This window comes from Nocardioides sp. GY 10113 (assembly GCF_004919105.1).
Classification (GTDB): domain Bacteria; phylum Actinomycetota; class Actinomycetes; order Propionibacteriales; family Nocardioidaceae; genus Nocardioides.
Window position 1 is genome coordinate 129615 of the sequence record NZ_STGK01000006.1, and the last position, 26205, is coordinate 155819.

At 73.0% G+C, this 26205-nt stretch carries 26 protein-coding genes and 2 tRNA genes; 12 read left to right on the forward strand and 16 right to left on the reverse strand.

The window, feature by feature from the left end:
* Positions 1-88: 88 nt before the first annotated feature.
* Positions 89-544: a GNAT family N-acetyltransferase gene (locus E8D34_RS09895; RefSeq protein WP_136594469.1), complete on the forward strand. Its 456-nt coding sequence runs from the start codon at positions 89-91 to the stop codon at positions 542-544.
* 75 nt (positions 545-619) lie between these two features.
* Here E8D34_RS09895 and E8D34_RS09900 read toward each other — a convergent pair whose 3' ends face one another.
* Complete coding sequence (locus E8D34_RS09900; RefSeq protein WP_136594470.1) at positions 620-973, reverse strand: DUF5130 family protein; 354 nt, start codon at positions 971-973, stop codon at positions 620-622.
* A gap of 24 nt (positions 974-997) precedes the next feature.
* Positions 998-1366, reverse strand: coding sequence for a hypothetical protein (locus E8D34_RS09905; RefSeq protein WP_136594471.1), 369 nt, complete (start codon positions 1364-1366; stop codon positions 998-1000).
* A gap of 84 nt (positions 1367-1450) precedes the next feature.
* Here E8D34_RS09905 and E8D34_RS09910 point away from each other — a divergent pair, with 84 nt between their 5' ends.
* Together E8D34_RS09910 and E8D34_RS09915 are read left to right on the forward strand one after the other, a co-directional pair.
* The gene (locus tag E8D34_RS09910; RefSeq protein ID WP_136594472.1) at positions 1451-2488 is read left to right on the forward strand and encodes a mechanosensitive ion channel family protein; all 1038 of its coding nucleotides are present in this window, start codon (positions 1451-1453) and stop codon (positions 2486-2488) included.
* A 7-nt stretch (positions 2489-2495) separates the two neighbouring features.
* Entirely contained in the window at positions 2496-2882 is a 387-nt protein-coding gene (locus E8D34_RS09915) for a globin (protein ID WP_136594473.1), read from the forward strand.
* Positions 2883-2927: 45 nt separating this feature from the next.
* Here E8D34_RS09915 and E8D34_RS09920 read toward each other — a convergent pair whose 3' ends face one another.
* Positions 2928-3818, reverse strand: a complete 891-nt coding sequence (locus E8D34_RS09920) for a thioesterase family protein (protein WP_240771270.1) — start codon at positions 3816-3818, stop codon at positions 2928-2930.
* Positions 3819-3929: 111 nt separating this feature from the next.
* Between E8D34_RS09920 and E8D34_RS09925 the strand changes: the two genes are divergently transcribed.
* Together E8D34_RS09925 and E8D34_RS09930 are read left to right on the forward strand one after the other, a co-directional pair.
* Positions 3930-5144 carry an acetyl-CoA C-acetyltransferase gene (locus E8D34_RS09925; protein ID WP_136594474.1) on the forward strand — a complete coding sequence of 405 codons (1215 nt, stop codon included), beginning with the start codon at positions 3930-3932 and terminating at the stop codon, positions 5142-5144.
* 164 nt (positions 5145-5308) lie between these two features.
* Positions 5309-5815 (forward strand): MarR family transcriptional regulator, encoded by a 507-nt coding sequence (locus E8D34_RS09930; RefSeq protein WP_240771271.1) that lies wholly within the window; start codon positions 5309-5311, stop codon positions 5813-5815.
* Between the two features lie 288 nt (positions 5816-6103).
* Here E8D34_RS09930 and ettA read toward each other — a convergent pair whose 3' ends face one another.
* The 5 genes from ettA to E8D34_RS09955 all read right to left on the reverse strand — a co-directional run bounded on the left by ettA (position 6104) and on the right by E8D34_RS09955 (position 12992).
* On the reverse strand, positions 6104-7786 hold the full coding sequence (gene ettA / locus E8D34_RS09935) for an energy-dependent translational throttle protein EttA (RefSeq protein ID WP_136594476.1): 1683 nt from the start codon (positions 7784-7786) through the stop codon (positions 6104-6106).
* A 110-nt stretch (positions 7787-7896) separates the two neighbouring features.
* Positions 7897-8319, reverse strand: a complete 423-nt coding sequence (locus E8D34_RS09940; protein ID WP_136594477.1) for a single-stranded DNA-binding protein — start codon at positions 8317-8319, stop codon at positions 7897-7899.
* A 181-nt stretch (positions 8320-8500) separates the two neighbouring features.
* The gene (locus E8D34_RS09945; RefSeq protein ID WP_240771272.1) at positions 8501-10126 is read right to left on the reverse strand and encodes a GTPase; all 1626 of its coding nucleotides are present in this window, start codon (positions 10124-10126) and stop codon (positions 8501-8503) included.
* Positions 10123-11874, reverse strand: a complete 1752-nt coding sequence (locus E8D34_RS09950; RefSeq protein WP_136594478.1) for a dynamin family protein — start codon at positions 11872-11874, stop codon at positions 10123-10125. The genes E8D34_RS09945 and E8D34_RS09950 overlap by 4 nt, the downstream gene beginning before the upstream one ends.
* Entirely contained in the window at positions 11871-12992 is a 1122-nt protein-coding gene (locus tag E8D34_RS09955) for a PrsW family intramembrane metalloprotease (RefSeq protein ID WP_136594479.1), read from the reverse strand. Before E8D34_RS09955 ends, E8D34_RS09950 begins: the two co-directional genes overlap by 4 nt.
* A gap of 59 nt (positions 12993-13051) precedes the next feature.
* Between E8D34_RS09955 and E8D34_RS09960 the strand changes: the two genes are divergently transcribed.
* Positions 13052-14491: an aminopeptidase P family protein gene (locus tag E8D34_RS09960; protein WP_240771273.1), complete on the forward strand. Its 1440-nt coding sequence runs from the start codon at positions 13052-13054 to the stop codon at positions 14489-14491.
* A 79-nt stretch (positions 14492-14570) separates the two neighbouring features.
* Here the strand turns inward: E8D34_RS09960 and E8D34_RS09965 are convergent.
* A tRNA-Arg gene (locus E8D34_RS09965) sits at positions 14571-14644 on the reverse strand.
* Between the two features lie 137 nt (positions 14645-14781).
* Here E8D34_RS09965 and E8D34_RS09970 point away from each other — a divergent pair.
* Positions 14782-15933 carry a carboxypeptidase regulatory-like domain-containing protein gene (locus tag E8D34_RS09970; protein ID WP_136594480.1) on the forward strand — a complete coding sequence of 384 codons (1152 nt, stop codon included), beginning with the start codon at positions 14782-14784 and terminating at the stop codon, positions 15931-15933.
* 86 nt (positions 15934-16019) lie between these two features.
* Entirely contained in the window at positions 16020-16934 is a 915-nt protein-coding gene (locus E8D34_RS09975) for a CPBP family intramembrane glutamic endopeptidase (RefSeq protein ID WP_136594481.1), read from the forward strand.
* A gap of 7 nt (positions 16935-16941) precedes the next feature.
* Here the strand turns inward: E8D34_RS09975 and E8D34_RS09980 are convergent, their stop codons facing one another.
* Genes E8D34_RS09980 through E8D34_RS09990 form a run of 3 tightly spaced genes read right to left on the reverse strand, consistent with a single transcriptional unit; the run spans position 16942 to position 19344 of the window.
* Positions 16942-17967 carry an adenosine deaminase gene (locus E8D34_RS09980; RefSeq protein ID WP_136594482.1) on the reverse strand — a complete coding sequence of 342 codons (1026 nt, stop codon included), beginning with the start codon at positions 17965-17967 and terminating at the stop codon, positions 16942-16944.
* Positions 17968-18007: 40 nt separating this feature from the next.
* Positions 18008-18757 (reverse strand): thioredoxin domain-containing protein, encoded by a 750-nt coding sequence (locus tag E8D34_RS09985; protein WP_136594483.1) that lies wholly within the window; start codon positions 18755-18757, stop codon positions 18008-18010.
* Positions 18758-18780: 23 nt separating this feature from the next.
* The gene (locus E8D34_RS09990; RefSeq protein ID WP_136594484.1) at positions 18781-19344 is read right to left on the reverse strand and encodes a MauE/DoxX family redox-associated membrane protein; all 564 of its coding nucleotides are present in this window, start codon (positions 19342-19344) and stop codon (positions 18781-18783) included.
* 83 nt (positions 19345-19427) lie between these two features.
* On the opposite strand from E8D34_RS09990, the gene orn reads away from it, so the two are divergent.
* Together orn and E8D34_RS10000 are read left to right on the forward strand one after the other, a co-directional pair.
* Positions 19428-20045, forward strand: a complete 618-nt coding sequence (gene orn, locus E8D34_RS09995; RefSeq protein WP_136594485.1) for an oligoribonuclease — start codon at positions 19428-19430, stop codon at positions 20043-20045.
* Positions 20046-20115: 70 nt separating this feature from the next.
* Positions 20116-20188 (forward strand) — tRNA-His (locus E8D34_RS10000).
* 205 nt (positions 20189-20393) lie between these two features.
* Here the strand turns inward: E8D34_RS10000 and E8D34_RS10005 are convergent.
* Genes E8D34_RS10005 through E8D34_RS10015 form a run of 3 tightly spaced genes read right to left on the reverse strand, consistent with a single transcriptional unit; the run spans position 20394 to position 24000 of the window.
* On the reverse strand, positions 20394-21122 hold the full coding sequence (locus E8D34_RS10005) for an exonuclease domain-containing protein (RefSeq protein WP_206056656.1): 729 nt from the start codon (positions 21120-21122) through the stop codon (positions 20394-20396).
* A complete protein-coding gene (locus E8D34_RS10010; RefSeq protein ID WP_136594486.1) occupies positions 21119-23029 on the reverse strand; it encodes a DUF294 nucleotidyltransferase-like domain-containing protein in 1911 nt (636 codons plus the stop codon). The genes E8D34_RS10005 and E8D34_RS10010 overlap by 4 nt, the downstream gene beginning before the upstream one ends.
* Before the next feature lie 53 nt (positions 23030-23082).
* Positions 23083-24000 carry a phosphatase PAP2 family protein gene (locus E8D34_RS10015; protein WP_136594487.1) on the reverse strand — a complete coding sequence of 306 codons (918 nt, stop codon included), beginning with the start codon at positions 23998-24000 and terminating at the stop codon, positions 23083-23085.
* Positions 24001-24112: 112 nt separating this feature from the next.
* Here E8D34_RS10015 and E8D34_RS10020 point away from each other — a divergent pair, with 112 nt between their 5' ends.
* Positions 24113-24619 (forward strand): SigE family RNA polymerase sigma factor, encoded by a 507-nt coding sequence (locus tag E8D34_RS10020; RefSeq protein WP_136594488.1) that lies wholly within the window; start codon positions 24113-24115, stop codon positions 24617-24619.
* Positions 24616-25470 (forward strand): hypothetical protein, encoded by an 855-nt coding sequence (locus tag E8D34_RS10025; protein ID WP_136594489.1) that lies wholly within the window; start codon positions 24616-24618, stop codon positions 25468-25470. Before E8D34_RS10020 ends, E8D34_RS10025 begins: the two co-directional genes overlap by 4 nt.
* Here the strand turns inward: E8D34_RS10025 and E8D34_RS10030 are convergent.
* A complete protein-coding gene (locus tag E8D34_RS10030) occupies positions 25451-26200 on the reverse strand; it encodes a hypothetical protein (RefSeq protein ID WP_136594490.1) in 750 nt (249 codons plus the stop codon). The two genes, E8D34_RS10025 and E8D34_RS10030, sit on opposite strands and share 20 nt — an antisense overlap.
* Positions 26201-26205: the final 5 nt, after the last annotated feature.

Here is a 26205-nt window from a genome sequence, read left to right on the forward strand (position 1 = left end):
CCGACCTCGACAACGTCGCAGGTGGCGGGCACGCCGGGGCCGGACGCGAGTTTGGAGCCCGTCGCGGGTTGACGTAACGTCGAGGACGATGATCCGTGAAATCGCACAGCACGACCACGACCAGGTAATCGACCTCAACCAGGGCGCACTGCACGCCGTCAGCCCTCTCGACCACGAGGGACTGTCGCTGCTGCTGAAGATGTCCGACCAGGCCTACGTGGCCGACCGGGCCGGCGACGTCGCCGGCTTCGTCATCACGCTCCCGCCCGACGCGACCTACGACTCCAGCCGGTTCCGCTGGTTCGCCGAGCGGTACGAGGACTTCGTCTACCTCGACCGGGTGATCGTCTCCCCCGACCACCAGCGCCAGGGCGTCGGCAGCGAGCTCTACGACCAGCTGCCCACCGACGTTCCGGTCGGCCTCGAGGTCTACTCCGACAACGACAAGTCCCTGGCGTTCCACGCCGAGCAGGGATTCCGCGCCGTCGGCGAGCTGGAGCACAACGGCATCGTCAACGTGATGATGCTGCGCGCGGCCGCCTGACCGGCCTGAAGACCCGTCACGCACGAAGCGCCGGCCCCCACGCGGGGACCGGCGCTTCGTCGTACGGGCGTGAGGTCAGTCCAACGCGTGCTCGCCGAGCAGCTGCACGCCGCGGACCAGCCCGCCGGCCAGGTCCCCCTCGGCGAACGCCGCGCCCATCTGGGCGACCGCGTCGGCAGCCTCCTCGTCGGTCAGCGTGCGCCGCACGTGGCCGCCGGTGACGATCTCGACGATCCGGCGGCTCGGGTCCACCATGATCAGGATGCTGCGGGAGGGCAGCACCATCGTGTTGTGCAGGCTGGTCGCGAAGTCGCGCTGGTCGCCCTCGACCGTGCCCAGGTAGACCGAGATCTCGGCACGGCAGGCCTGCTCGGCGGCTCGGATCGCCGCGTCGAGTCGGGCCTGCTCGGCAGGCTTGAGGTAGGGCATCGCGGGCCTCGTCGTCGGCGTAGGCTACCAGGAGCCGCCGGCGCCGCCGGCCGCCGAGCCCTCGCCGTCGGGGGCGGCGAGCTCGCCGGCCTCCTTGCTCGGGCCGCCGAGCCACTGCTCCTCGGGGGCGCGCTTGGCGGGGTTGATCGTCTCGCCGCGGGCCAGCGCCGGGGCGATGAAGACGGCACTGATCAGCACGAAGGCCAGCAGCGGGACGCCCACGAAGAGCAGCCAGACCTCGAGGTGGTCGATGTCCGGCTTGGGCTCCCAGCCGCCGTCGCTGGGCAGCGGGGTGTCGGCCGACGCCGGGCCGGCGGCGAGGACGAAGCCGACCCCGACGAGGGTCAGGAGCGAGAGCGCGGCGGCGGAGCGGCGTACGGCAGAGCTGATCACGGGGATACCTTATCGAGTCTGAGCGGCGACTCCTCATCGCGCCCGGGGTCGTGGTCCGCGGGCGCCCTTTGGTTCACTGGGGCAATGGCGATCTGGGCTCCCGCGGCACTCGTGCTCTCCCTGGCCTCCAACCCCTGCGACTCGGAGGAGCAGATCTGCAACGTCGCGTGGGACTGGTTCCACAACGAGCACGTCGCCCGCTGGTCGACCATCGTGATCGGCAAGCCGCTGGCCGTGCTCAGCCTGATCCTCCTCGGCTGGATCAGCCGCTGGATCCTGCACCGCCTCATCGACCGGCTCGCGTCCCGCGCAGAGAAGGGCGTGCTGCCGGACAAGGTCGACTTCACCGCCACGGACCGCCGCGCCCAGCGCGCGAAGACGATGGCGGGCGTCGCGAAGTCGATCATCTCCGGCCTGGTCGGGGTCATCGTGGTCACGATGATCCTCAGCGAGCTCGGCGTGAACATCGCGCCGATCATCGCCAGCGCCGGCATCATCGGCCTGGCGCTCTCGTTCGGCGCCCAGTCCCTGGTCAGGGACCTGGTGTCCGGCACCTTCATCTTCCTGGAGGACCAGTACGGCGTGGGCGACGTGGTGGACCTCGGTGAGGCCAGCGGCACGGTGGAGGCCGTCTCGCTGCGCTCGACCCGGCTGCGCGACATCAACGGCGTCGTCTGGCACGTGCCCAACGGCGAGATCGTCCGCGTGGGCAACCAGAGCCAGAACTGGTCGCGGGCGGTGATCGACGTGGGCGTCGGGTACGGCGAGGACCTGGTCCGCGTCCAGCAGGTGCTCCGCGAGATCGCCCACGACCTGTGGGAGGACGAGGACTACCGCGACGTGGTGATCGAGGAGCCCGAGGTCACCGGCGTCGAGAACCTGGCCGCCGACGCGGTCACGGTCCGGGTGATGGTGAAGACCGCCCCGCTGCAGCAGTGGTCCGTGGCCCGGGCGCTGCGCCAGCGGATCAAGGCGCGGTTCGACTACGAGGGCATCGAGATCCCGTTCGCCCAGCGGGTCGTCTGGCACCGCGACGAGCGGGGGCGAGACGACGCGGCGCCGGCCGACGAGCGGTCCGACGAGCGGTCCCGAAGCGGGCGTTCCGCCGGCTCCGAGGGATGATGGGCTCGTGACCCAGAGCGTCGAGGCGGAGACCTTCTACGAGGAGATCGGCGGGTTCGAGACCTTCCGGCGGATCGTCGCGCGCTTCTACGAGGGTGTGGCCACGGACGAGGTGCTCCGGCCGATGTACCCGGAGGAGGACCTGGGGCCGGCGGAGCAGCGGTTCCTCCACTTCCTGGTGCAGTACTGGGGCGGCCCGACCACCTACTCCGACGAGCGCGGCCACCCGCGGCTGCGGATGCGGCACGCGCCGTTCCGCGTCGACGCCGAGGCGCGCGACCGGTGGCTGACCCACTTCCGCGCGGGGCTGGACGCCGTCGAGCTGACCCCCGAGCAGGACGAGCGGTTCTGGGCCTACGTCACCCACGCCGCGAACTTCATGATCAACACCTGACGGCCCGAGCGCGCCGCTCGCGCCTGACGGGCGCCGGCCCGCCGGCTACTCCGCGGCCGCGAGCCGATCCAGGAGCGCCCGGTGCTCGTCGGGGAACGGCGTCGGCCGCTGCGTGGCGGGGTCGAACAGGACCAGCACGACGCGTGCCCGCGCGAGCACCGTGTCGGTGTCCTCGGGTGCGGTGATCGCCGCCTCCATCGTCACCGAGCTGGTGCCGACCGACGCGATCCGGGTCCAGCAGTCGTAGGGGTCGGACCGCAACGTCAGCGCGCGGTGGTAGTCGACGTCGGTCTGCGCGACGACGAAGTGGTAGCGCGCGCCCTCCCGCACCTCGGAGGCCAGGTCGGTGATCAGCCGGATCCGCGCCTCCTGGAAGTACTCGAAGTACATGACGTTGTTGACGTGGCGGTACACGTCGACGTCGGAGAACCGGACGTGGACCGGGTAGTGCCGCTCCGGCGCGGGCCGCACCGCCACCGCGGCGGGCCGCTTCGCCGCCGGCTCCGGCTCCAGGAACTGCTCCAGCATCGCGCGCTCGGCGTCGCTGAGCCGCCGCGGCTGCTCGGCATCGAACCGGTACGGCGCGAGCACGGTGCTCGCCCGCAGGTAGACCCGTCGGGTGCCGTCGGCCCGCTCGTGGAAGACCTCGTAGGCCAGGGTGAAGGAGGCGGTGCGGATCCGCGTCACCCATACCTCGATCGTGACCGGGGTGCGGCTGAACAGCAGCGGGCGCAGGTAGGTCACCTCGTGGCGGACCACCACGATGCCCTCGACCAGCGCCTCCCCCGGCGTACCGCCGTCGTAGCGGTCGTGGCTGTGGCTGCGGAACAGGTCGACGCGCGCCTCTTGGAGGTAGTCGACGTACCGGACGTTGTTGACGTGTCCCAGCATGTCCATGTCGCCCCAGCGCAGGGGGCAGAGGTAGCGGTGCCGCACTTGGGCATGGTGCCAGACACCATTGAGCGGACCGACCGCGCCCGCGTTCGTGGACAGGTGCCACACTGGGCGCCGAATACCTGTTCCCAGCTTCAAAGACGGAGTAGCCGCATGCCCGAAGCAGTGATCGTTTCCGCCGCCCGCACGCCGATCGGGCGCGCCAACAAGGGCTCGCTGAAGGACTTCCGCGCCGACGACCTGTCCGCGTTCATCGCGAAGGCCGCGCTGGACAAGATCCCGGCACTGGACCCGAACGAGATCGACGACTACATCCTCGGCTGCGGCCTGCCCGGTGGCGAGGCCGGCAACAACATGGCCCGCAACGTCACCGCGCTGATGGGCTACGAGATCCCCGGCACCACGGTGACCCGCTACTGCGCCTCCTCCGTGCAGTCCACGCGGATGGCGTTCCACGCGATCAAGGCCGGCGAGGGCGACGTCTTCCTCTCCGGTGGCGTCGAGGCCGTGTCGCGCTTCCAGTTCGGCACCTCCGACCACATCCCGAACACCAAGAACCCGAAGTTCGCCGACGCCCAGCAGCGCACCGCGGAGTACGCGCAGGGCGGCAAGGACTGGCACGACCCCCGCGAGGACGGGCTGCTGCCGGACGTCTACATCGCGATGGGCCAGACCGCGGAGAACGTGGCGCGCATGCGCGGCCTGGACCGCAAGACCCTCGACGAGTTCGGCGTCCGCTCGCAGAACCTGGCCGAGAAGGCGATCGCCGACGGCTTCTGGGCCCGCGAGATCACCCCGATCACCACCCCGGACGGCACCGTCGTCACCGCCGACGACGGCCCGCGGGCCGGCGTCACCTACGACGCGGTCAAGGACCTCAAGCCGGTCTTCCGCCCCGACGGCGTGGTCACCGCGGCCAACTGCTGCCCGCTCAACGACGGTGCCGCCGCCGTGGTGATCATGTCCGACACCAAGGCCGCCGAGCTGGGCCTCACCCCGCTCGCCCGGATCGTCTCCACCGGCGTCTCCGGCCTCTCGCCGGAGATCATGGGCCTCGGCCCCGTCGAGGCGACCCGCAACGCCCTGAAGTACGCCGGCATGAGCATCAACGACATCGACCTGGTCGAGATCAACGAGGCCTTCGCCGCCCAGGTGCTGCCCTCCGCCGAGGACCTCGGCGTCGACCTGGACAAGCTGAACGTCAACGGCGGCGCGATCGCCGTCGGCCACCCGTTCGGCATGACCGGCGCCCGCCTGCAGAACACGATGCTGAACAGCCTCGACTGGCACGACAAGTCGACCGGCCTGATCACCATGTGCGTCGGCGGCGGCCAGGGCATGGCGCTGATCCTGGAGCGGATGAGCTGACCCACTCGGTCCCCCGACCGACGTAGCGACGAGCGCCCGGCCACCGATGGTGGCCGGGCGCTCTGCGTTCCCCGGACCGGACGCGCGCACCCGGGCGGCGGCTGCCGGAGATGCACCTGAAAGTAGGGCCGCCACCGACGGTCCGCCGACCTACACTGGCTCGCGTGAGCGACCCGGATGGCCCAGCGGCGACGGAGCCCCGCTGGCTCGATGCCGAGCAGCAGCAGACCTGGCGGGCCTTCCTGCTCGGCACCACCCTCCTCAACGACCGGCTCGAGGAGGACCTGCGTCGCAGGTTCGGCATGTCGCTGGTCGAGTACGAGGTGATGGTCCGGCTCTCCGAGTCCGACGGCCAGATGCGGATGGCCCAGCTCGCCGATTCCCTGGCCCACAGCCGCAGCCGGATCACCCACACGGTGGCCCGGATGGAGCGCGACGGCCTGGTCGAGCGGTGCGACTCCCCGGAGGACCGGCGCGGCGTCCTCGCCCGGCTGACGCCGGCCGGCTGGCAGGCGCTGGAGACGGCTGCCCCGGTGCACGTCAACGGCGTCCGCGACTACCTGGTCGACCTCGCCTCGCCCGAGGACTTCGCCGCCCTGCGGCGGGTGATGGACGCGGTCGCCGACCGACTGATCGGCGACCACCCCGCCCGCGAGCTCCGCGCCACCTGACCCGCCCACCGCGAGGACCTACGCCGCCGACCTACATGTAGCACGGGTTTCACGTGGCCTCTGTTGACCAACGCCACCGCCTGACCCCGCGAGAGGCTCGACGTCTGCAGCGCGGGGAACGCGAAGCAGGCGCTCCGGAGGAAGCGAGGAACGAGCGCCCGGAGGGCGCGAGCGAGCCTCCCCGCGCGCAGACGCCGCTGGCCGCCAGGACACCTGGCGGCCAGCGGCGGTCGACTGCGCGGCCGGCAGCGTGTCAAGCGAAGCGCCGACACGCTCGGCCCATCCAGCTCAGTCGCGGGTGAGGCGGCGGTGGGTGACGCGGTGCGGGCGGGCGGCCTCGACGCCGAGGCGCTCGACCTTGTTCGCCTCGTAGGAGGCGAAGTTGCCCTCGAACCAGAACCACTTGCCGCCGTCCTCGTCGTCGCCCTCCCAGGCGAGGATGTGGGTGGCGATGCGGTCGAGGAACCAGCGGTCGTGCGAGGTGACCACGGCGCAGCCGGGGAAGTCCAGCAGGGCGTCCTCGAGGCTGGAGAGCGTCTCCACGTCCAGGTCGTTGGTCGGCTCGTCGAGGAGCAGCACGTTGCCGCCCTGCTTGAGGGTGAGCGCGAGGTTGAGGCGGTTGCGCTCACCGCCGGACAGCACGCCGGCCTTCTTCTGCTGGTCCGGGCCCTTGAAGCCGAACGAGGCGACGTAGGCGCGCGAGTTCATCTCGAAGTTCGCGACCTTGATGAAGTCCAGGCCGTCGGAGACGACCTCCCAGACGTTCTTGTTGGGGTCGATGCCGCCGCGGGACTGGTCGACGTAGGAGAGCTTGACGGTCTGGCCGACGGTGAGCTTGCCCTCGTCGGGGGTCTCGCCGCCGGTGATCATCCGGAACAGCGTCGTCTTGCCGACGCCGTTGGGGCCGACCACGCCGACGATGCCGGCGCGCGGCAGCGTGAAGCTGATGTCGTTCCACAGCGTGCGGCCGTCGAACGCCTTGACCAGGTGGTCGGCCTCGAGCACCACGTCACCCAGGCGCGGACCCGGCGGGATGTTGATGTCGGCGGTGTCGACCTTGCGGGCCTTGTCGGCCTCGGCGGCCAGCTCCTCGTAGCGGGCCAGACGCGACTTCGACTTGGTCTGGCGCGCCTTGGCGTTGGAGCGCACCCACTCCAGCTCCTTCTCGAGCATCTTGGCGCGCTTGGCGTCCTTCTGACCCTCGATCTTGAGCCGTTCCTTCTTGGTCTCCAGGTAGGTGGAGTAGTTGCCCTCGTAGCCGTGGATCTGGCCGCGGTCGACCTCGGCGATCCACTCGGCGACGTTGTCCAGGAAGTACCGGTCGTGGGTGACGGCGAGGACCGCGCCCGGGTAGCTCTTCAGGTGCCCCTCCAGCCACTGCACCGACTCGGCGTCGAGGTGGTTGGTGGGCTCGTCGAGGAGCAGCAGGTCAGGCTGCTGGAGCAGCAGCTTGCAGAGCGCGACCCGGCGGCGCTCACCACCGGAGAGGTTGTCGACGAGCAGCTCCGGCGGGGGGCAGCGCAGCGCGTCCATGGCCTGGTCGAGGCGGGAGTCCAGGTCCCACGCGTTCGCGTGGTCCAGGTCGGTCTGCAGGTCGCCCATCTCCGCCAGGAGCGTGTCGTAGTCGGCGTCGGGGTCCGCCAGCTCCTCGGAGATCTTGTTGAACCGGTCGAGCTTGGCCTTGATCTCGCCGACGGCCTCCTCCACGTTCTCAAGGACCGTCTTGCCCTCGGACAGGGGCGGCTCCTGCTGGAGCATCCCGACGGTCGCGTCGGGGTCACGGACGATGTCGCCGTTGTTCGGCTGGTCCAGGCCGGCCATCAGCTTGAGGAGCGAGGACTTGCCCATGCCGTTCGGGCCGACGACGCCGATCTTCGCGCCGTGCAGGAACGACAACGTCACGTTGTCGAGGACGACCTTGTCGCCGTGGGCCTTGCGCACGTTGCGCAGGGAGAGGATGTATTCCGCCATGGCCGCAAGGCTACGCAGATTCGCGCCCGGAAGCCCGTTCGGGGTGGCCGCCGTCCCAGACCACGACGGCCACCCGGGAGACGGGTGCCGCGGCCCCGCCTCCCCAGCGCTCAGGCGGCGGCGCCGGACGCCCCCGCCCCCGCCCCGGCCGCGGGCTCGAACCCCTGGGCGGGAGAGGTCCGGCGGAACTCGGTGCAGCCACGCGACAGGTCGTGGCCGACCGTGATCGCCTCGACCTCCAGCGCGACCACCTCGGTGTCGGCCTTGTTGACGTAGCTGCGGTGGGTGAGCCGGCCGTGCACCACGACCGGGTCACCCTTGCGCAGGGAGCGCAGGCAGTGGTCGGCCAGCGCCCGCCAGGCGCTGACGGTGTACCACTGCGTCTCGCCGTCGACCCACTCCTCACGCTGGCGGTTGAACCGCCGCGGCGTGCACGCCACCCGGAAGTGGGTCACCAGCACGCCGCCGACGTCGCGACCGGACGGCTCCCCGCCCAACCACCCCTGCAGCGTGACCATCGTGTCGTTGGCCATGGGACTCTCCTCTCCTCGTGGCCCGCCGGTGCGGGCCGTGCGAGAGGAGTCCACGCAACGCCCCCGACGCTGCCGCCCCGACCGGCACGAGGCCTGGGGACAGCGGCGGAGGGATCGACGGCTGTGCGCGACAACCGGGCCGCGGCGTCAGCGCTGGGGCAGTCGGTCGAGGTGGACGACGTCAGCCGCGCGCGGCGCGGACCCCGGACCGGAAGTCCGAGTAGTCGCGGACCACGGCGCGGACCGGACGGACCACCTCGCCGTCGAGCACGCCCGCCACCGCCCGGTCGAGCGCATCCTCGGCGCCCTGGGAGCGGGAGCGCGCCAGCGACGAGCTGGCGATACGGCCGATCACCGCCAGCACCAGGCCGGCGCCAAGGGCACCACCCAGCACGAGCGCGGGCACCGGGAGCCCGCCGACCTCGGGCGCCGGGTCCACGACTCCGAACGCCGCGAGCGCCCACCACGCGCCGCCGGCGATCGCGGCGAGCAGCAGCAGCCACTGCAGCACCCGCAGGACGTGCGCCCAGAACGGCAGCCGGGAGGCGCCCAGCTCCGCGCCGCGCAGCTCGCGATCGATCCGGTCGCCGGTCTCCGCGAGACGGTCGGTGGCGGCAGCCTGGATGGCGTGTGCCCACGGCAGGGCCAGGCCGCCGCTGCAGTCGTCGGCGAACTCGCGGATCGCGGTGTTCAGGGCACCCCGCTGCACCTCGCCGACCTGCGGCAGGTCACGGCGGTCGGCGGACCCGGCACCGAGCTCGGTCGCGAGCTCGGTGTCCGGCCTGCGGCTCAGCAGCGCCAGCGGCGGCCAGGTGGTGGCCCGGCCGGCCCGAGCACTGACGCTGCGGCGTACGCCCTGGGCGATCACGGGGATGCCGACGGCCTCGCCGACCTTGCGCTCCAGGTCCGTGACCGCGTCGGCCGAGACCTCCGGCGCGTCGGCGTCACCGCCGGCCTCCTCGAGGCGGCGCGCGGCGGCGGCCACGTCGGCCTCCAGCCGCATCGCGGCGGCGCGCTTGGAGGTGACCCGCTCGGTGATCTCGCGGCGCAGCTCCGCCATGCCGAGGCCGTGGCGGGCGCTCACGGGGAGGACCTTGACGTCGCGCAGGCCGTCCTCGGCCAGCAGTCGGCGCACGTCGTCGACCATCGCCTCCCGCTTGTCCTCGGGGATGGTGTCGATGTGGTTGACCGCCACGAGCATCACGTCCTCGTGCCCGGCCAGCGGCTTGAGGTACCGGTCGTGCAGCGCCGCGTCGGCGTACTTCTGGGGGTCGACGACCCAGACCAGCAGGTCCGCCAGCTCGACGAGGCGGTCCACCTCGAGGTGGTGGGCCACCTCCGTGGAGTCGTGGTCGGGCAGGTCCATCAGTACGACGCCGTCGAACTCCTGCTCGTCGCCGCCGGCGTCGAGCAGGGAGTCCCGCATGGTCTGGTGACGCGGCGGGATGCCGAGCCAGTGCAGCAGCTCCCCGGCGCCCTCGTGGCCCCAGACGACGGCGGTCGCCCAGGACGTGGTGGGCCGGCGCACGCCGACCGAGGAGAGCTCCAGGCCGGCCAGCGCGTTGTAGGTGGAGGACTTGCCCGAGCCGGTCGCACCGGCGATGGCGACGACGGTGTGCTGGGCGGAGAGCCGCAGCCGCTCGGTCGCGCGTCGCGTGCCGGCGGTGATGTCGTCGAGGAGCGCGTCGTCCAGCCGCCCGCGTGCCGCGGAGACCGCGGCGTCGAGGCCGTCCAGGCGCGCACCGATCGCGGTGCCGCGGGTGGCGAGCTCGCGCACCTCGTCGAGCTCGTCGGTCAGGGCCGTCACCAGCGCTCCCCCATCTCCTTCTTGGCGGCGAACCGCAGGTCGTCGACCCGGCGCGCCGCGTGGCGCAGCTGCTCGGGCGCCTCGGGCGTGAGCTCCCACTCCTGGGCCGGCGCCAGGTAGCGCTCGCGCTCCCCGGCCAGCAGCTCACCGAGCCGCTCCTCCAGCGAACGGCCCGCCGCGGCCACCATGGCGTCGGTCGCCTCGGCGCCGACGACGGTCTCCAGCAGGTTCCGGCCGAGCCGCACCGACTCGTTGGCGGGGCCCTGCGGTGCGGCCTCGCCGAGGGTGACCACGGCCAGTGCGATCGCGAGGCCGCGCACCCCCAGGGCGAGGAACCGTGCGGTCGCCCGCACGTCGCCGCTGCCCTCCTTGACGAGGGCCTGCAGCTCGGCCTGCCAGTCGCGGGCCGAGCCGGCGGCGCGGGTGCGCAGCGCGCGTCCGGCGCGGGACAGGTCGTCGGTCGCCGCCGACAGCAGCGCCCGGCCGTGCTCGTCGCCGGACCAGGCGGCGGAGGCGGTCGCGGCGGCCAGCTCGGCGCGGTCGGCGGCCAGGGACTCGTAGGCGACCTCGATCGCGATCGCGACGCGCTCGGCCTGTTGGGGCTTGCCCTTGATGGCGTTGACCAGTCGTTCGCGGACGAAGCCGACCTTGGCGTCCAGGGAGCGGACGAGCTCGCCGCTGCCCACGAACTCCTGCCAGCGCGCGAGCAGCTCGCCGCGCAGCATCGAGCCGTCGCGGCCGGCGGCCTGCAGCGAGGCGGTCGCCTCGTCGTACACCCGGTCGGCGGTGGCCAGCAGGCCGGCCACGGCGTCGACCTGCGCGGTGGCGGCGTCGGCGATCGGGTACGCCTTGCGGGTCACCGTGCGCACGGCGCCGCCGACCGTCTGGTTGACCACGCCGCGGCGCGCGGGGGCGTCGTCGGCCAGCGCCTCCAGCCAGCCCCGGACGTCCGCGACGTGCCCGGCGGGCAGCAGCCCGTCGTCGTCGACGGGTCCCTCGGCGACGCCGAAGAGCGGGGAGTCCTTGAGCCCGCGGGAGGCCATCATCCGGGCCAGGTGGGCGGAGACGGTCGAGACCGACTCCGCGGGGGTGCGGTCGAGGATCAGCGCGACGGCGGTGGAGCGCTCCACGGCCTGCTTGAGGTACTCCCACGGCACCTGGTCGGCGTAGCGCGCCGAGGAGGTGACGAAGAGCCACAGGTCCGCGGCGGCCAGCAGCTGGCCCGCCAGCTCACGGTTGCGGGCATCGACCGAGTCGACGTCGGGCGCGTCCAGGATGGCGATGCCCCGCGGCACGGAGTCCGAGGCCACCAGCTGGATCGAGTCCTGGTCCGTGGTCGGCGCGGCCACCCGCTTGAGGTCGGGCAGCAGCCGGTCCGGTCCGAACCAGTGTCCCTCCTCCGGATGGTGCACCAGGACGGGCGACCGGGTGGTCGGACGGAGCACCCCCGGCGTGGTCACGCGGTGGCCGACCAGGCTGTTCACCAGGGTCGACTTGCCGGCCCCGGTGGAGCCGCCGACGACGGTCAGCAACGGCGCGTCGAGCGTCATCAACCGCGGGATGACGTAGTCCTCGAGCTGCTCGATCAGCTGGGCGCGGGACTCGCGCATGGCGTCGACGCCGGGCAGGTCGAGGGGCAGCGGGGCGGCCTTGAGCGCGCCGTTGAGCCGCACCACCTCGGTCAGCAGCTTGCCGCCGCCCGATGCGTCGGCGAGCACGGCCGTCACGGCTGCCTCGGTTCCGGTCATTGCTGGGGTACCACCTGTCCGGGGAAGGCGAACCGGGGGCGATTCGCCTGGATGCTGTGCAAGAAGGACTGCCCACGGGCCTGCCAGTCGACCGGCGCGGTGCCCCGCAGCAGCCGGTGGTGCAGGTAGCCGAGCTCGATCGCCGCCTGCTGGTAGTCCCGCATCGCCCGCTGCGCCTGGGCACCACCCACCGCGCGGGCGTGCCGGCGCGCGATCCGCCGCGCGCGGAGGTCCACCACCCAGCCGATGTCGGTGGCCGGGATCAGGCCGCGCCGGGCGGCGTCCTCCAGGGCCGCGGCCAGCATCCGGCGCTCGGACCCGCGCGCCCACAGCGCCAGGCCGACCATGCCGCCGAACGCGGGCGCCATCAGCACGGCGTACACCAGCAGGAACGAGCCGAGCCCGTAGACGGTGGACGCGTTCCACGTCCCGTGCGCGACGACCGCGCAGGCGTAGCCGACCACCGGGGCGGTGGCGCGCACCAGGGGCGAGCGGGTGGCCACCGCGACCCCCACGCCGACGCCGATGAAGGCGGTGAAGAGCGGGTGGGCGAACGGGCTGAACAGGCACCGCATCACGAAGGTCGAGGTGATCCCGGCGATGCCGCCGGGGCCCATCCCGTCCATGCCGTCGTAGGCGGCGGCCAGGTAGAGGATGTTCTCGGTGAAGGCGAACCCGATGCCGACCATGCCGGCGTAGACGATGCCGTCGAGGATGCCGTCCACCTCGGCCCGACGCCACCACAGCAGCAGGAGCAGGAAGAGGCCCTTGGAGGCCTCCTCGGTGACCGGCGCGACCACGGCCAGCTCCGCGGTGCTGGCGAAGCCCACGACGAAGCCGCCCAGTCCCTGCAGCAGCAGCGCGGCGACGGTGGCCACGCAGGCGCCCCAGAGCAGGCCGAGCGCGAGCAGCGTCTTCGGCTCGGGCTCGTAGCGATCCAGCCACAGGTACGCCACCAGCAGCGGCCCCACCGGCAGTGCTGCCATGATGGTGGCGAGCAGGGTGATCGACGGGGCCCCCGACACCGCGAGCAGGAGCAGCACTGCCGACGCCCCGAGCGCGACCGCAACGGTCACGAGGACCGTGAACGAGACGCTCTCGCGGTAGTGGGCAGGCATGGGTCGAAGCCTATCGGCAGCGACTTCGTAGCCCGGATTCGCCGGCGTACCCTGGTGACGTGGACAACGAGCACGCAGCAGTACCGATCGACGCCCCCGAGAGCGCACCGCGGACCGAGTCCCACGACCAGCCCGTGCCGGACGCCTACGCCGCTTTCATGCGCACCGGGTGGCACGACGCGGAGCGCGACGTCTCCGAGCACCCGATCGCGCCGTACGCCCGCGATCGCCGGGCGCGGCTTGCGGCGATGTTCCCGGGCGAGCGCCTGGTGCTGCCCGCCGGCACGTTCAAGGTCCGCGCGAACGACACCGACTACCGGTTTCGCCCGGACACCGCGCACACCTACTTCTCCGGCAACCAGACCTCGGACGCCGTGCTGGTGATCGAGCCCGACGGCGGCTCCACGCTCTACGCCCGCCCGCGCTCGGGCCTGGACAGCGACGAGTTCTTCCGCGACCGCCAGTACGGCGCCCTCTGGGCAGGTCGCAGGCCCTCCCTGGGCGAGCTCGAGGCCCAGCTGGGCCTGCCCGTACGCCACGTCTCCGAGCTCGGCGACCTCCTCGGTCACCCGGTCAAGACCCGGGTCCACCGGGGGATCTCCGCCGACGTGGACGCACTCGTCTCCGCCGACGCGACCCGCGACGCGGACCTCGCCCGGGTGGTCTCGGAGATGCGCCTGATCAAGGACGAGTGGGAGCTCGGCGAGCTCCAGGAGGCGGTCGACGCCACCGCGCTCGGCTTCGAGGACAGCCTGCGCGACTGGGCCAACGTGCTCCGCTACGGCGAGCGCTGGCTGGAGGGCACGTTCTTCCGCCGCGCCCGGGCGATGGGCAACGACATCGGCTACGACTCGATCGTGGCCAACGGCTCGCACGCGACCACGCTGCATTGGATCGAGAACTCCGGCGCGGTGGTCCCCGGGGAGCTGATCCTGCTCGACATGGGTGTGGAGAATCACAACCTCTACACCGCGGACATCACCCGCACGCTCCCCGTCACGGGCCGGTTCACCTCGCTGCAGCGCGACCTCTACACGATGGTCTACGACGCCCAGGAGGCCGCGATCTCCGCGCTCGCCCCGGGCAAGCCGTTCCTGGCCGGCCACGAGGCCGCGATGGTGGTGCTGGCCAACGGGCTGGGCGACCTCGGGCTGCTCCCGGTCTCGGTCGAGGAGGCCCTGGACCCGAGCTCGAAGGTCTACTCGCGCTGGACCCTGCACGGCGTCAGCCACATGCTCGGCATGGACGTCCACGACTGCGGCCAGGCCGCGCCGGAGTCCTACCGCGACGGCGTCCTGGCCGAGAACATGGTGCTCACCGTGGAGCCGGGCCTCTACTTCCAGGAGGACGACCTGCTGGTGCCCGAGGAGCTGCGCGGCATCGGCATCCGGATCGAGGACGACGTGGTGGTCACCGCCGACGGCGTCCGCAACCTCTCCTCGGCGATGCCCCGCGACGTGCAGGGCGTCGAGGACTGGATGGCCGGCCTGCGCGGCTGACCCTCCGCACTCCCCCGGACGCGCGACGCGGCGGCCCCCTCGGGGAGCCGCCGCGTCGGCGTTTCTCGGTGCTGCGCGGCGCCCCCGACAGGATTCGAACCTGTGACCCGCGGATTAGAAGGCCGCTGCTCTATCCAGCTGAGCTACGGAGGCCTCGGGCCTGAACCCGCGGCTAGTATGCCGCAGCGGCCCGTCCCGGGCGGCCTCGGGCGCACCGTTCAGGTCCGGCGTTCTCCTGCCGATCCACGCCCGGAGACGAAACTCGCGCCCCGGCGACAGAAGGACGATCCATGCAGCGACCACACCCTGGCACCGACAACCGGCGGCGGGGAGCGGCGGTACGGCGCTTGGCGGGCCTGGTGGCCGTGCTGATGCTCGCGGCGGTCGTCGAGGCCGCCGGGCTGGCCCGCCCCGCCGCCGCCACGACCGACCACACCGGCACCCTCGCCGGCGAGGTCGCCTACTACGTCGCGGGCACCCCGATGGAGTGCGACCCGGCGGACCCCTTCTGCGTCACCTACGTCGGGGGCTCCCCCGGCGACCCGATCGCCGGCGTGACGGTCGAGGCACGGTCGACCGACGCCCCCGACGACGTGGTCGGCACCGCGACCACGGACGCCGAGGGCAGGTTCTCGATGGTGGTGCCGCTCGGCCGGGACGGCGGCGGCGACTACTACCTCGACGAGTTCCAGCTGCACTTCTCCGCGGAGGCGATCGAGGACGGCTGGTGGCTCGCCAACCCCGAGGCGCTCACGGCGGCGCAGGCCGATGCCAGCACGGTGGGACTCGGGCAGGGCTCGACCAGCTCGGTCATCGCGCTGGCCCAGCCGGCCCCCACGCCGGTGGTCCCGGGCGACGTGACCGGCACGGTCGTCACCGCGCAGGACGCCCCGGTCGCGGGCGCCGACGTCACCGTGTGGCGCCAGCCCGCCGGCGGCGACTGGGAGGCCGCGGCCACGGACACCACCGACGCCGACGGCGCCTACGCGATCACGTTCGCCGAGGTCGACCCGGAGGCGGCGTACACCGTGTCGGCGACGAAGGACGGCGTCACGGTCTACGCCGGCAACGTCGCGACCCTCGAGCTGGCCAGCGTCGTCACGCTGACCGGCCCGCACACCTTCGCGGCGCTGACCCTCACCACGGCCGACGTCGCGGTCGCGAAGAAGAGGGCGACGTTGAACGTGAGGGCCATCGGTCGCACGCGGGCCGCGAAGGTCATCGTGAGGCTGTCGCTGGACGGCCGCGCGACCGACCGGGTGACCGGCCGGGTGAAGGTCGCCGTCTCCGGCGCCAAGGCCGTCACGGCGAAGGTCAGGAGCGGCCGAGCGACGGTCCTGGTGCGCAAGCTGAAGAAGGGCAAGCACACCGTGACCGTCAGCTACGCCGGCACGAAGGTGTACAGGAGCGCGCGGAAGCGGACCACCGTCCGGGTCCGCTAGCCCGAGGGGCGTCGCCGGGACCTCCGTCGCGGCGACGCCGACCATCGGCACTGCCGCCGGACCCCGTACGGCGGTGGACTGGTGCCATGGCCACCGAGCTCGTCTCGATCGCCACCCCCCGCACCCGCGGGCTCCTGTGGACCGGCTGGGTGGTGGCGGGGCTGCTTCTGCTGCCGGTCGCCGGCGGCGGCTGGTACCTGGCCGCGGTCGGCGGCTCGGCCGCGCTGCTCGCCCTGCTCCCCGGCGCCGTCCCGCACCGGGAGCGCACGCCCGACCGGGCCGACCTCGCCGTCATCGCGCTGCTCTACGTCGCCGTGGTGGCGCTCGAGCGGGTCGCGTTCGTCGGCTTCGGCACGGACCGGGTGGCCGGGCTGTTCCTGTTCTTCGCCGCCGCGCTGCTGGTCGGCGTCGCCGGGCCGGTCGTCTACACCGTGGCGGTCCGCCGCCGCGGCCTCGCCGACCTCGGCCTGCGCCGCGACGACCTCCGCAGCCCGCTCGGGTTCGCCCTGCTCTTCGGCGGCGTCCAGTTCGCGCTCACCCTGTGGGGCTACGACCTGCCCGCGCCGGTCGACTGGGTCCCCCTGCTGGTGATGTCGCTGGTGGTCGGGGTCTTCGAGTCGATCTTCTTCCGCGGCTTCGTGCAGACCCGGCTGGAGGCCCAGCTCGGCACGCCGGCCGGCGTCGGCGGCGCCGCCGTCCTCTATGGCGCCTACCACGTGGGCTACGGCATGGGCGGCGAGGAGCTGCTCTTCCTGACCGGTCTCGGGGTGGTCTACGCGGTCGCGTTCGCCCTCGCCCGCCACCTGGTCGTGCTCTGGCCCCTGCTGACGCCTCTGGGCTCGTTCTACGCCAACCTGGAGGCCGGCGACATCGACCTGCCCTGGGCGTCGATCCTCGGCTTCGTCGACGTGCTGGCGTTGATGGCGGTCGCGCTCTGGCTGACCGCTCGCTACGCCCGGCGGGCCGCGAGTCGGCAGGAAGCTCCTGCCGACTCGCGCTAGGAGGCCGCTACCGGGCGTCGATCTCGGCCCGGATCCGCGCCTTCACGTCGTCGGGTGCGAACGACGCGTCCACGCCCGCCCGGGCCAGGTCGGCGATCCCGTCGGCGTCCAGGTCGAGCAGCTCGGCGGCGATCTCGTACTCGCGGTTCAGCGTGGTGCCGAACATCGGCGGGTCGTCGGAGTTGATGGTGACCGTGACCCCGGCCTCGACGAAGGTCCGGAGCGGGTGCTCGTCGAGCGTCGGGACCGCGCGGGTGGCGACGTTGGAGGAGGGGCAGACCTCCAGCGGGATCCCGTTCTCGGCCAGGTGCGCCAGCAGCTCCGGGTCCTGGGCCGAGGAGGTGCCGTGGCCGATCCGCTCGGCGCCGAGGTCGCGCAGCGCGGACCAGACGGTCTCCGGGCCGGTGGTCTCCCCCGCGTGCGGCACCGAGCGCAGCCCGGCGGCCCGGGCGGCGTCGAAGACCGGCTTGAACTGCGGCCGCGGCACCCCGATCTCGGGGCCGCCCAACCCGAAGCCGACCAGCGCGTCCGGTGCGTGGTCCAGCGCGAAGCCCAGGGTCGCCTCGCCGGCCGGGACGCCGTCCTCGCCGGGGATGTCGTAGATCCAGCGCAGCACGATCCCCAGGTCCCGCTCGGCGGCGACCCGGGCGTCCTCGATCGCCTCGGTGTAGGCCTCGATCGGCATCCCCCGGTCGGCCACGTGCGGCAGCACCGAGGTGTACGGCGTGCAGGTGAGCTCGGCGTACCGGACGTTCTGGGGCCCGGCCAGCTCCCGCGCGATCTCGTAGGTGAGGAAGCGGATGTCCTCCGGCGTACGGATCAGGTCGACGACGGCCAGGTAGACCTCGATGAAGTGGGCGAAGTCGCGGAACTCGAAGAACCGGCGCAGCTCGTCGAGGTCGCTGGGCACGGTGCCCGGGTGCCGGGCGGCCAGCTCGGCGACCATGGCCGGCGAGGCCGAGCCGACGTGGTGGACGTGCAGCTCGGCCTTCGGCAGCGCCGCGACGAAGGCGGTGCGCTCATCGGGTGTCATGGCACCCGATGATGTCACCCCCGCGGAGCCGCCGGAGCCGTCACTGCAGCGCGGCGATCAGGTTCGCGGCCAGGTCGTCGACGGTGCGGCCGTCGCTGAACTGCTCGCCGTCGAGGATGAGCGTGGGGGTGCCGTTGACGCCGGCGTCACGGGCCTCCTGGGTGGCCTCGGTGACCCAGTCCTCCATCGCCAGGTCCTCGATGCCGGGCCGCACGTCGGCCTCGTCGGCACCGGCCTCCACGGCCAGGTCGACCAGGTCCTCGTCGGTCACGGCGTCGGGGTTGCTCTCCGAGGGCTGGTTCTCGAAGAGCAGGTCGTGGAACTCCTTGGCGACGTCGGAGCCGGAGGCGTCCAGGACGACGGCGAAGGCGTTGGTGGCCCGGATCGGGTAGTCGCCGAACGACCCGCTGAGCAGGTCGAAGGGTCGGTACTCGACCTGGACGTTGCCCGCCGCGGCGAGCTCGGTGAGGTCGTCGCGGGTCTGCTTCTCCAGCTCGCCGCAGTAGGGGCAGAGGAAGTCCTCGTAGATGACCAGGTCGTGCGGGGCGTCGTCGGGCCCGATGGTGACGCCGTAGCTGCTGGCCGCGCTGCCCGCGGCCGCCAGCTTCTCGTCCTTCCTGTTCTGCTCGTTGAGCGTGAAGGCGAGGATGCCGCCGATCAGCACCACCATCACCAGCACGACGCCGCCGATGGTGAGGAACCGGCGGTTGCGCTCCCTGCGCTGCTGCTCGGCGCGGGCGGCGGCGGCCCTCTCGGTGCGGGCGGCCTTCTTCGAGTTGCTGCTTGCCATCGGGCGTCGGTGTCCTTCGTCGATCAGGAGGAGACGACCGGCGCCTGGTCGGCGGCGTCCGGTGCGGTCGTGTCGGTGTCGTGGTGCTCGTCGGAGTCAGGGTGCTCGGGGTCGCGGTCGCGGGCCGGGAAGAGCAGGCCGTCGAGCGCCAGCGGCGTACGGCGGAGGAACGCCACCAGCAGGGACGCGGCGAGCAGCGCGGCGTCCCGCGCGATCTCCCAGGGGTACGCCGACGCGGCGCCCTCCTTCGCGCCGCCGCCGCCGAAGCAGCCGCAGTCGATCTCGATGCCGCGCGCCCAGACCGAGGCGATGCCGACGATGAAGGCGGCGAACAGCAGCGCGCTGACCACGGCCGCACCGCGGGCGAACACGCCGAGGATCAGCGCCAGGCCGACCACGATCTCCAGCGCGGGCAGCACCAGGCCGACGGCCTCGGCGCTGTTGCCGGGGAGCAGCTCGTAGGCGCGCACCGCGTTGATGCTGGCGTCGGGCGTGGTCACCTTCAGCGCGCCCGCGACGACCCAGACCGAGCCGGTCACCAGCCGCGCGAGCAGGCCGATCCAGGCCCAGACTTGTCCCCGTTCCACGGGCAGAGGGTAACCGCCGGCCCTGAGCGCCGGCTGAGAGGCGAACGGCAGGGAGTGTCGTCGCACGGCGTAGGGTCTGCACCGTGAACGAACGACTGGTCTGGATCGACTGCGAGATGACGGGGCTCGACCTCGGCAGCGACGCCCTCATCGAGGTGGCCGCGCTGGTGACGGACTTCGACCTCAACGTGCTCGGCGACGGCGTCGACATCGTGATCAAGCCGCCGGCCGAGGCGCTCGACCAGATGATCGAGTTCGTCCGCAACATGCACGCCTCGTCGGGACTGCTCGAGGAGCTCGACGCCGGGGTGACCCTGGAGGAGGCCGAGGAGCAGGTGATGGCCTACCTGCGCGAGCACTGCCCGGCCGACAGCCGCCCGCCGCTGGCCGGCAACTCGGTGGCCACCGACCGCGGCTTCCTGGCCCGCGACATGACGAACCTGGACGCGTTCCTGCACTACCGGATCGTCGACGTCTCCTCGATCAAGGAGCTCTCCAAGCGCTGGTACCCGAAGGCGTACTTCAACGCTCCGACCAAGCGCGGCAACCACCGCGCGCTGGCCGACATCCAGGAGAGCATCGAGGAGCTGCGGTACTACCGCGACGTGGTCTTCGTGCCTCAGCCGGGCCCCGACAGCGACGCCGCCAAGGCGGCCGCGGAGCGGCACGGCGGGGCGATCACCGGCCTGCTCGGTTCCTGACCGCCCCGATTCAACGAACCGGGGCGCGTGCGTCTACACTCGTGCACGCCCGCTCAGCGAGTGGGCGATGGTGGGTATAGCTCAGCTGGTAGAGCACCTGGTTGTGGTCCAGGGGGCCGCGGGTTCAAGTCCCGTTACTCACCCCGACCGATCAAGCCCCGGCCTCCTCGAGGCCGGGGCTTGACGCATTTCGGCCGACGACGGCCCGCGGGCGTCGGGCTACCCCATCTCGGCGACCTCGACCGCTGAGCCCGCCGCGTCCCGGGCGGCCGCGCGTCTCGCCGCGTCACATGGATCTCCGCCCCTTGTCGGGCATCTCGGGGGCGGGAATCCAGGTGACGTCGAAGCTCAGGAGCGCAGGCGCTTGAGCGTCACCCGCCGGTCCGCGTCGAGCTCGGCCACCTGCGCCAGGTAGAGCTCGGCGCAGGCCAGCGCGTCGGTCAGCGCCGCGTGCGCGGCGTACCGGGGCAGCCCGTAGCGCTCGCGCGCGCTCCACAGCCGCAGTTCGCCGCTGCGCGTCTCGTCGGGGCTGCGCCGGGACAGCCGGCGGGCGAGCAGCAGGGTGTCGACGACCGGGGGCACGAACGGCGCACCGAAATGCCGCTCGCACGCCCGCGACAGCAGGCCCACCTCGAGGGTGGCCCAGTGCGCCAGCAGGACGCGACCGGCGCACGCCTCCAGCGTCGCCTCGACCGCCTCGGCCAACGGCGCGCCGGCGGCCACCACGTCGTCGGTGAGGCCGTGGAAGACCGCGCTCTGACCGACCCCGGCGTCCGGGTCGTCGGGGTCGTCCGGCTCCTCCGGCTCCTCGGGCCGCACGATCACCTGGCGGGCGCCGGCGAGCACGATCGCGTCGCCGTCCACCGGGACGAAGCCGACGCTCAGCACCCGGTCGGTGGCCGGGTCCAGGCCGGTCGTCTCGACGTCCACGGCGAGCAGCCGGAGCTCCGCGGCGGGCGTCCGGTCGTCCGGCACGGGCGCCGCGTAGTACGCCGCCAGCGGCCCGGTCGAACGGGCCGCGGCGCGCTGCCGCCGGCGGTGCTGCCGGTGGTGCAGGTGGCCGGGGAGCGGGCTCACGTGACCAGGTCGGTGCGGTAGCGGACGGAGAGCTCCCCCTGCGCGCTGCGCACCACCGCGAAGGCCTCCTTGAGGTGGCGCCGCTCGAACGGCGCCAGCATCGCGGGCGGCACGTGGTTGTCGGGCTGCTCGCCCCGGCCCAGCTGCTCGACCTGGTGCCGGACCCGGATCAGCGAGAGGAAGTCGAACGCCGCGGACAGGTCGGCCGCGCTCTGCTCGGAGATCCCGCCCGCGGCGGCGGCCGCGCGCAGCCGCTGGCGGGTGCCGTGCTGCCCCTGCCCGCTGGCCAGGCTCGCGAGCCGGGCGATCTGGACGATCGGCGCGATCCCGCCGGCCTTGATGTCGAGGGTCTTGCGGTGCTCGCCGGAGTGCTCCAGCACGAAGTCGCGGAAGAAGCCGAGCGGCGGGCGGAACCGCTGCGCCGAACCGGCGAGGTAGAGCAGGAACCGCTGCTGGCCGGGCGCCCCGGTACGCACCGCGTCCTGGATCGCGTCGCACAGCGCCCGGTCCCCGTGCACCGGTCGCATGTCGAAGAAGGTCTGGGCCCGCAGCACCGACTCCGGCTGCTGCGAGGTGAGCCAGGAGTCGACGTACCGCCGCCAGGTCCGCAGCGGGACGCACCACCGCGGGTTCGTCGCCATCATGTCGCCCGGGCAGCGCGGGTAGCCGCACGCCTCGAGCCCGGCGACCACCCGCTCGGCCAGCTCCGCGAAGTACGCCGCGCGGTCCTCGCCGAGGTGGCCGTCGAGGTCCTCGCCGCGTGCGTCGTCGAGAGCGTCGTCGATGATGAGCGCGTTGTCCTGGTCGGACTGCAGCCCCGTCTCCATCCGGCCCTGCGACCCGAGGGCCACCCAGCAGTACCGGACCGGCGGCGGGCCGAGCTCGGCCTCGGCCTGCTCCAGCAGGCGCCGGGTCACCGAGTCCGCGAGCGCGGTGAGGACCCGCTCGACCTCCTCGGCGGTCGCGCCGCCGGCCACCGCCGCGCTGACCGCCTCCGGCGCGCGCGCCGTCGCCTCGCGCAGCCCCTCGACGCTCGTCTGGCGGGCGACCTCGCCGACCAGGTGCACCGGATTGGAGCTCTCGAGACGGATCAGGTCGCCCGCGGTGACCATCCCGACCACCGCTCCGTCGTCGACGATCGGGAGGTGGTGGACCCGGTGATGGGTCATCTCGACCAGCGCCTCGAAGGCCAGCGCCTCGGCGGGGACGGTCACCGGCCCGGCGGTCATGATCCCCGCCACCGGCCCGGTCGGGTCGCCGCCGGCCGCCACCACCTTCGAGCGGATGTCACGGTCGGTCACGATCCCGACGAGTCCGGTCGCGTCGGTGACCATCAGCGCCGAGATGCCGCCGGAGGCGTCCATCAGCCGAGCGGCCTCGGCGACCGTCGTACCGGGATCGACGGTGACCGGCTCGCGGGCGACGATCTCCCGCACCGGCGTCCGCATCACCGGGCTGCCGGCCCCCGAGGTGGCCGACGACGCGGCCCCGCGCAGCGCCGCCTCCAGCCGGCCGACCTGCTGGCGCAGGAAGAACTCGGAGAACCCCGGGTGCTGGGCCATCAGCCGGTGGAAGTGCTCCGCGGGCAGCAGCAGGCACAGCGAGTCCTCGTGGGCGACGATCCGGTAGAGCGACGGCCCGCGGGCGAGCACCGAGGAGAGCCCGAACGAGGTACCGGGGTCGCTGCGGTCGACCAGGTCCCCGTTGCCGTCGAACAGGTCCACCGCGCCCGAGCGGAGCACGTGGACCTGGTCGTTCTCGCCGCCGAGCGGAACGATCACCGAGCCCCGGCGGAAGTACCTCGCGGTCAGCCGGCGCGGCAGGTCGGCCAGCACCTCGGCCGGCAGCGCGTCGTACGGCGGGTGCGCGGCGAGGAAGTCGCGCACCTCGGCGAGCTCGACGTCCATGGCCCCATCGAACCGCGTCCGGCGTCGGCGCGCACCTGTTCCGCCCGGTGGCGTCAGGCCACGTCCGGGGGCCGGGCGCGGTCACCCGGCGGTGGGTGCTCGACCCGGCCCATGGCCGCCACCACCGCGAGGATGCCCAGCATCACGCCGATGCCGGTCGCCACGATCAGCAGGCTGGCCGCGACGAACGCGGTGCTGGCGCCGATGTCGCTGTCGCGGGCCGTGGCCGAGCTCCGGAGCGCGCCCATCAGCAGGGTGCCGAGGACGAAGAGGCCGGCCGACAGGACGGCCGCCCACCGGATCCACGGCGGCCGAGCGGGGCGGCCGGACGGCCCCTGGGCCTGACCACTGAGGAGGACCGCGGCCGCGGCGATGGCCGTCCAGGCGCCCACCAGGAGGAAGGCGGCCATCGAGTCGCCGGCGCGGTGCCACCCGGCCGACAGCGTGGCCAGCGCGACGACCGTCGCGGCGAGCAGGCCCAGAAGCGCGGTCGGGTAGCGCCACCGCAGTGGCATCACCAGCAGGAGGGCGGCGACGGCGGAGGCGACCGCGGTGGTGTGCCCGCTGGGCAGGCTGTTGAGCGTGGCCGGCGCCACCTCCTGGATGCCGAAGTCGGGCCGGTCGAGGAGGTGACGCTTGAGGACCTGCGCCGAGACGTTGGCCCCGACGAGGAGCCCCACAGCGGCCAGGCCCTCGACGCGGGCCAGCCGGGCCAGCGCGATCATCGCGACCAGCGCGACCGCCCCGAGCAGCGAGGCCACCGAGACCACGTTGAGGACCGAGTCGGCGCCGTCGGCGAACGCCGGGCGCGCAAGCAGCGCGCCCCGCAGCGACGCGTCCCCGAACAGCCGGCCGCCCATCGTGCGCACGCTGACCAGGTAGACCACCACGAAGCCGATCACGCAGACCAGCCCGATCAGGCCGATCTGCACCAGCGGGCGCCAGTCGCCGCGGACCCGCTCGAACCTCACGGCAGCATCGTCGCACCGGATGTGAGGGGCGGGACAACCATTCGCGCCACTCGCGGCGTAGAGCTAGTGAGTCAGCCGGTCGACGGCGACCGGCGCCGGGGCGGTGAGACGGGTGGCGACGAAACCCGAGTTCGATGACTTCGTCGTCGCGCGTTCCCCGGCGCTGCTGCGCACGGCGTACCTGTTGACCGGCGATGCGGCGCTGGCCGAGGACCTGCTCCAGACGGCGCTGGTGAAGGCGTGGTCGGCATGGTCCCGGGTGCACGACGACCCGGAGCCCTACGTACGCCGGATCCTCGCCACCACCCGATCCTCCTGGTGGCGTCGGCGGCGCGACCACGAGATGCCGGTCGACCTCTCCACGGCGACCGGCGAGGCGACGCCCGAGGGGACCGATCCCGCCGAGCGCGAAGACCTGTGGCAGGCCCTGCGCCACCTGCCGCCGCGGCAGCGTGCGGTGGTCGTGCTCCGCTACTACGAGGACCTGACCGAGGCCCAGACCGCGGACGTCCTCGATTGCTCGATCGGGACGGTCAAGAGCCAGCACGCCAAGGCGCTGGCCCGGCTCCGCCTCGATCCCGCCGTCCAGCCGGCAGTCAACGACGGGAGCGCGCCATGACGGGGTCCACGGGCACCGACGACCTGCGCCGCCTCCTCGCGGAGCGGGCGGGCGGTCTCGAGACCGACAGGCCGGAGCGGCTCGCGGAGGTGCAGGCGCGGATCGACTCCGCGACCCTCCGCGGTCGGCTCCGTGCCACGAACGAGAGGAGCGGCGTGATGAACCCACGCGTCGCCATCCCCGCGGCCGCCGCGCTGGCCGTCGTCGCACTGGTCGCGGTCGGCCTGGTGCTGTTCCGCGACGACCACCCCGACAACGTCCGTCCGGCCGGGCCGGGAACCACCCTCGAGGCCCCGACGGCGATCGCCACCGACGGCCGACTGGCGCCCGGCCGCCACCGCTTGCCCGTCTACGCCTCCCCGGTCGAGGTGGACCTGACGCTCGACGAGGGGTGGACCCTCAGCGACTCCGTGCTCGACAGCCACCAGGGGGTGCGGATGACCCTGGGCGAGATCGAGAAGGTGTACGTCGATGCCTGCGGCGGTCCCCGGAGCGAGGCCGAGACACCGTCCCCGGACACCGCAGCCGGCGCGGCGGCGTGGCTCGACCACCAGAAGTCCACCCACCAGCAGGCTTCCGAGGAGACGGCGGTGGGTGGCCTCGGCGCTGTCCGCGTCGAGCAGGTCGTCCCCGACGTCGTCTCCCCCGAGGAGTGCCGCGGCGGACGGCTCTACGTCTTCACGAACCCCAACGGCGGCAAGCCGTTCTGGTCGAACGAGGACGTGGCGATGTGGCTGGTCGATGTGGGCCCTCGCCTCGTCGCGGTGATCGCCGCCTACGACCTCGCGGACCCCGACCTCGCTGCCGCGGCCCAGGACGTGGTCGACTCGATCACGTTCCGGGAGGGCTGAACCGCACCAGCTCGAAGCGCTCGGAGCCGCCGGACAGGTCGCGCTCGGCGACCTGGCCGTAGCCGCGCAGGTAGAGCTTCTGCGAGACCACCCGCGGCTCCAGCCGGGTCCACTCCAGGGTGCGGATCCCGCGGCCGCTCGCGGCGGGGGTCGCGACCCTGGTGCCGCGCTGCACGACCCACGCCTGGTCCTCGGCCTCGCCCTTCCAGTACTCCTGCCGGTACGCCGTGTCCACCCGGGGATGTGCCGGCATGATCCGCCCGGCGACCGCACCGTCGACGCCGGCCTCCCAGGAGCCGTCCCGGTCCTCCAGGTCGCCGTGGCGGTCGTAGGTGGCGGTGGCCTCGCCGAGGTACCAGACCGTGCCGCGGTCGTCGACGGCGTACCAGTCGCGGGTGCGCTCGGCGATCGACCCATCGGCCCGGCGCACCACGTCGCGCACCACCCGGGCGCGGATGCCGGCGACCACCCGGTGCCGGCGGGTGACCACGACCCGCTCGACGAGCCGGTGCCCCTCGTCGACGCCGCGCAGCACCCAGCGCGTTCCCGGCCGCAGCGGGAACCACGGGTTGCGGCCCGGGTGTGCGAAGGCGCTCGGGGGCGGGGCGGCGCGGCCCGCGACCGCGGGCACACCGCCGGCCGCCGTGCCCGGGCTCCCGGAGGGTGCCGCCGAGGCGGCGGGGGCGGCCAGGCAGGCGACGGCGGTCAGGGTGAGGGCGATGCGCTTCATGGCTC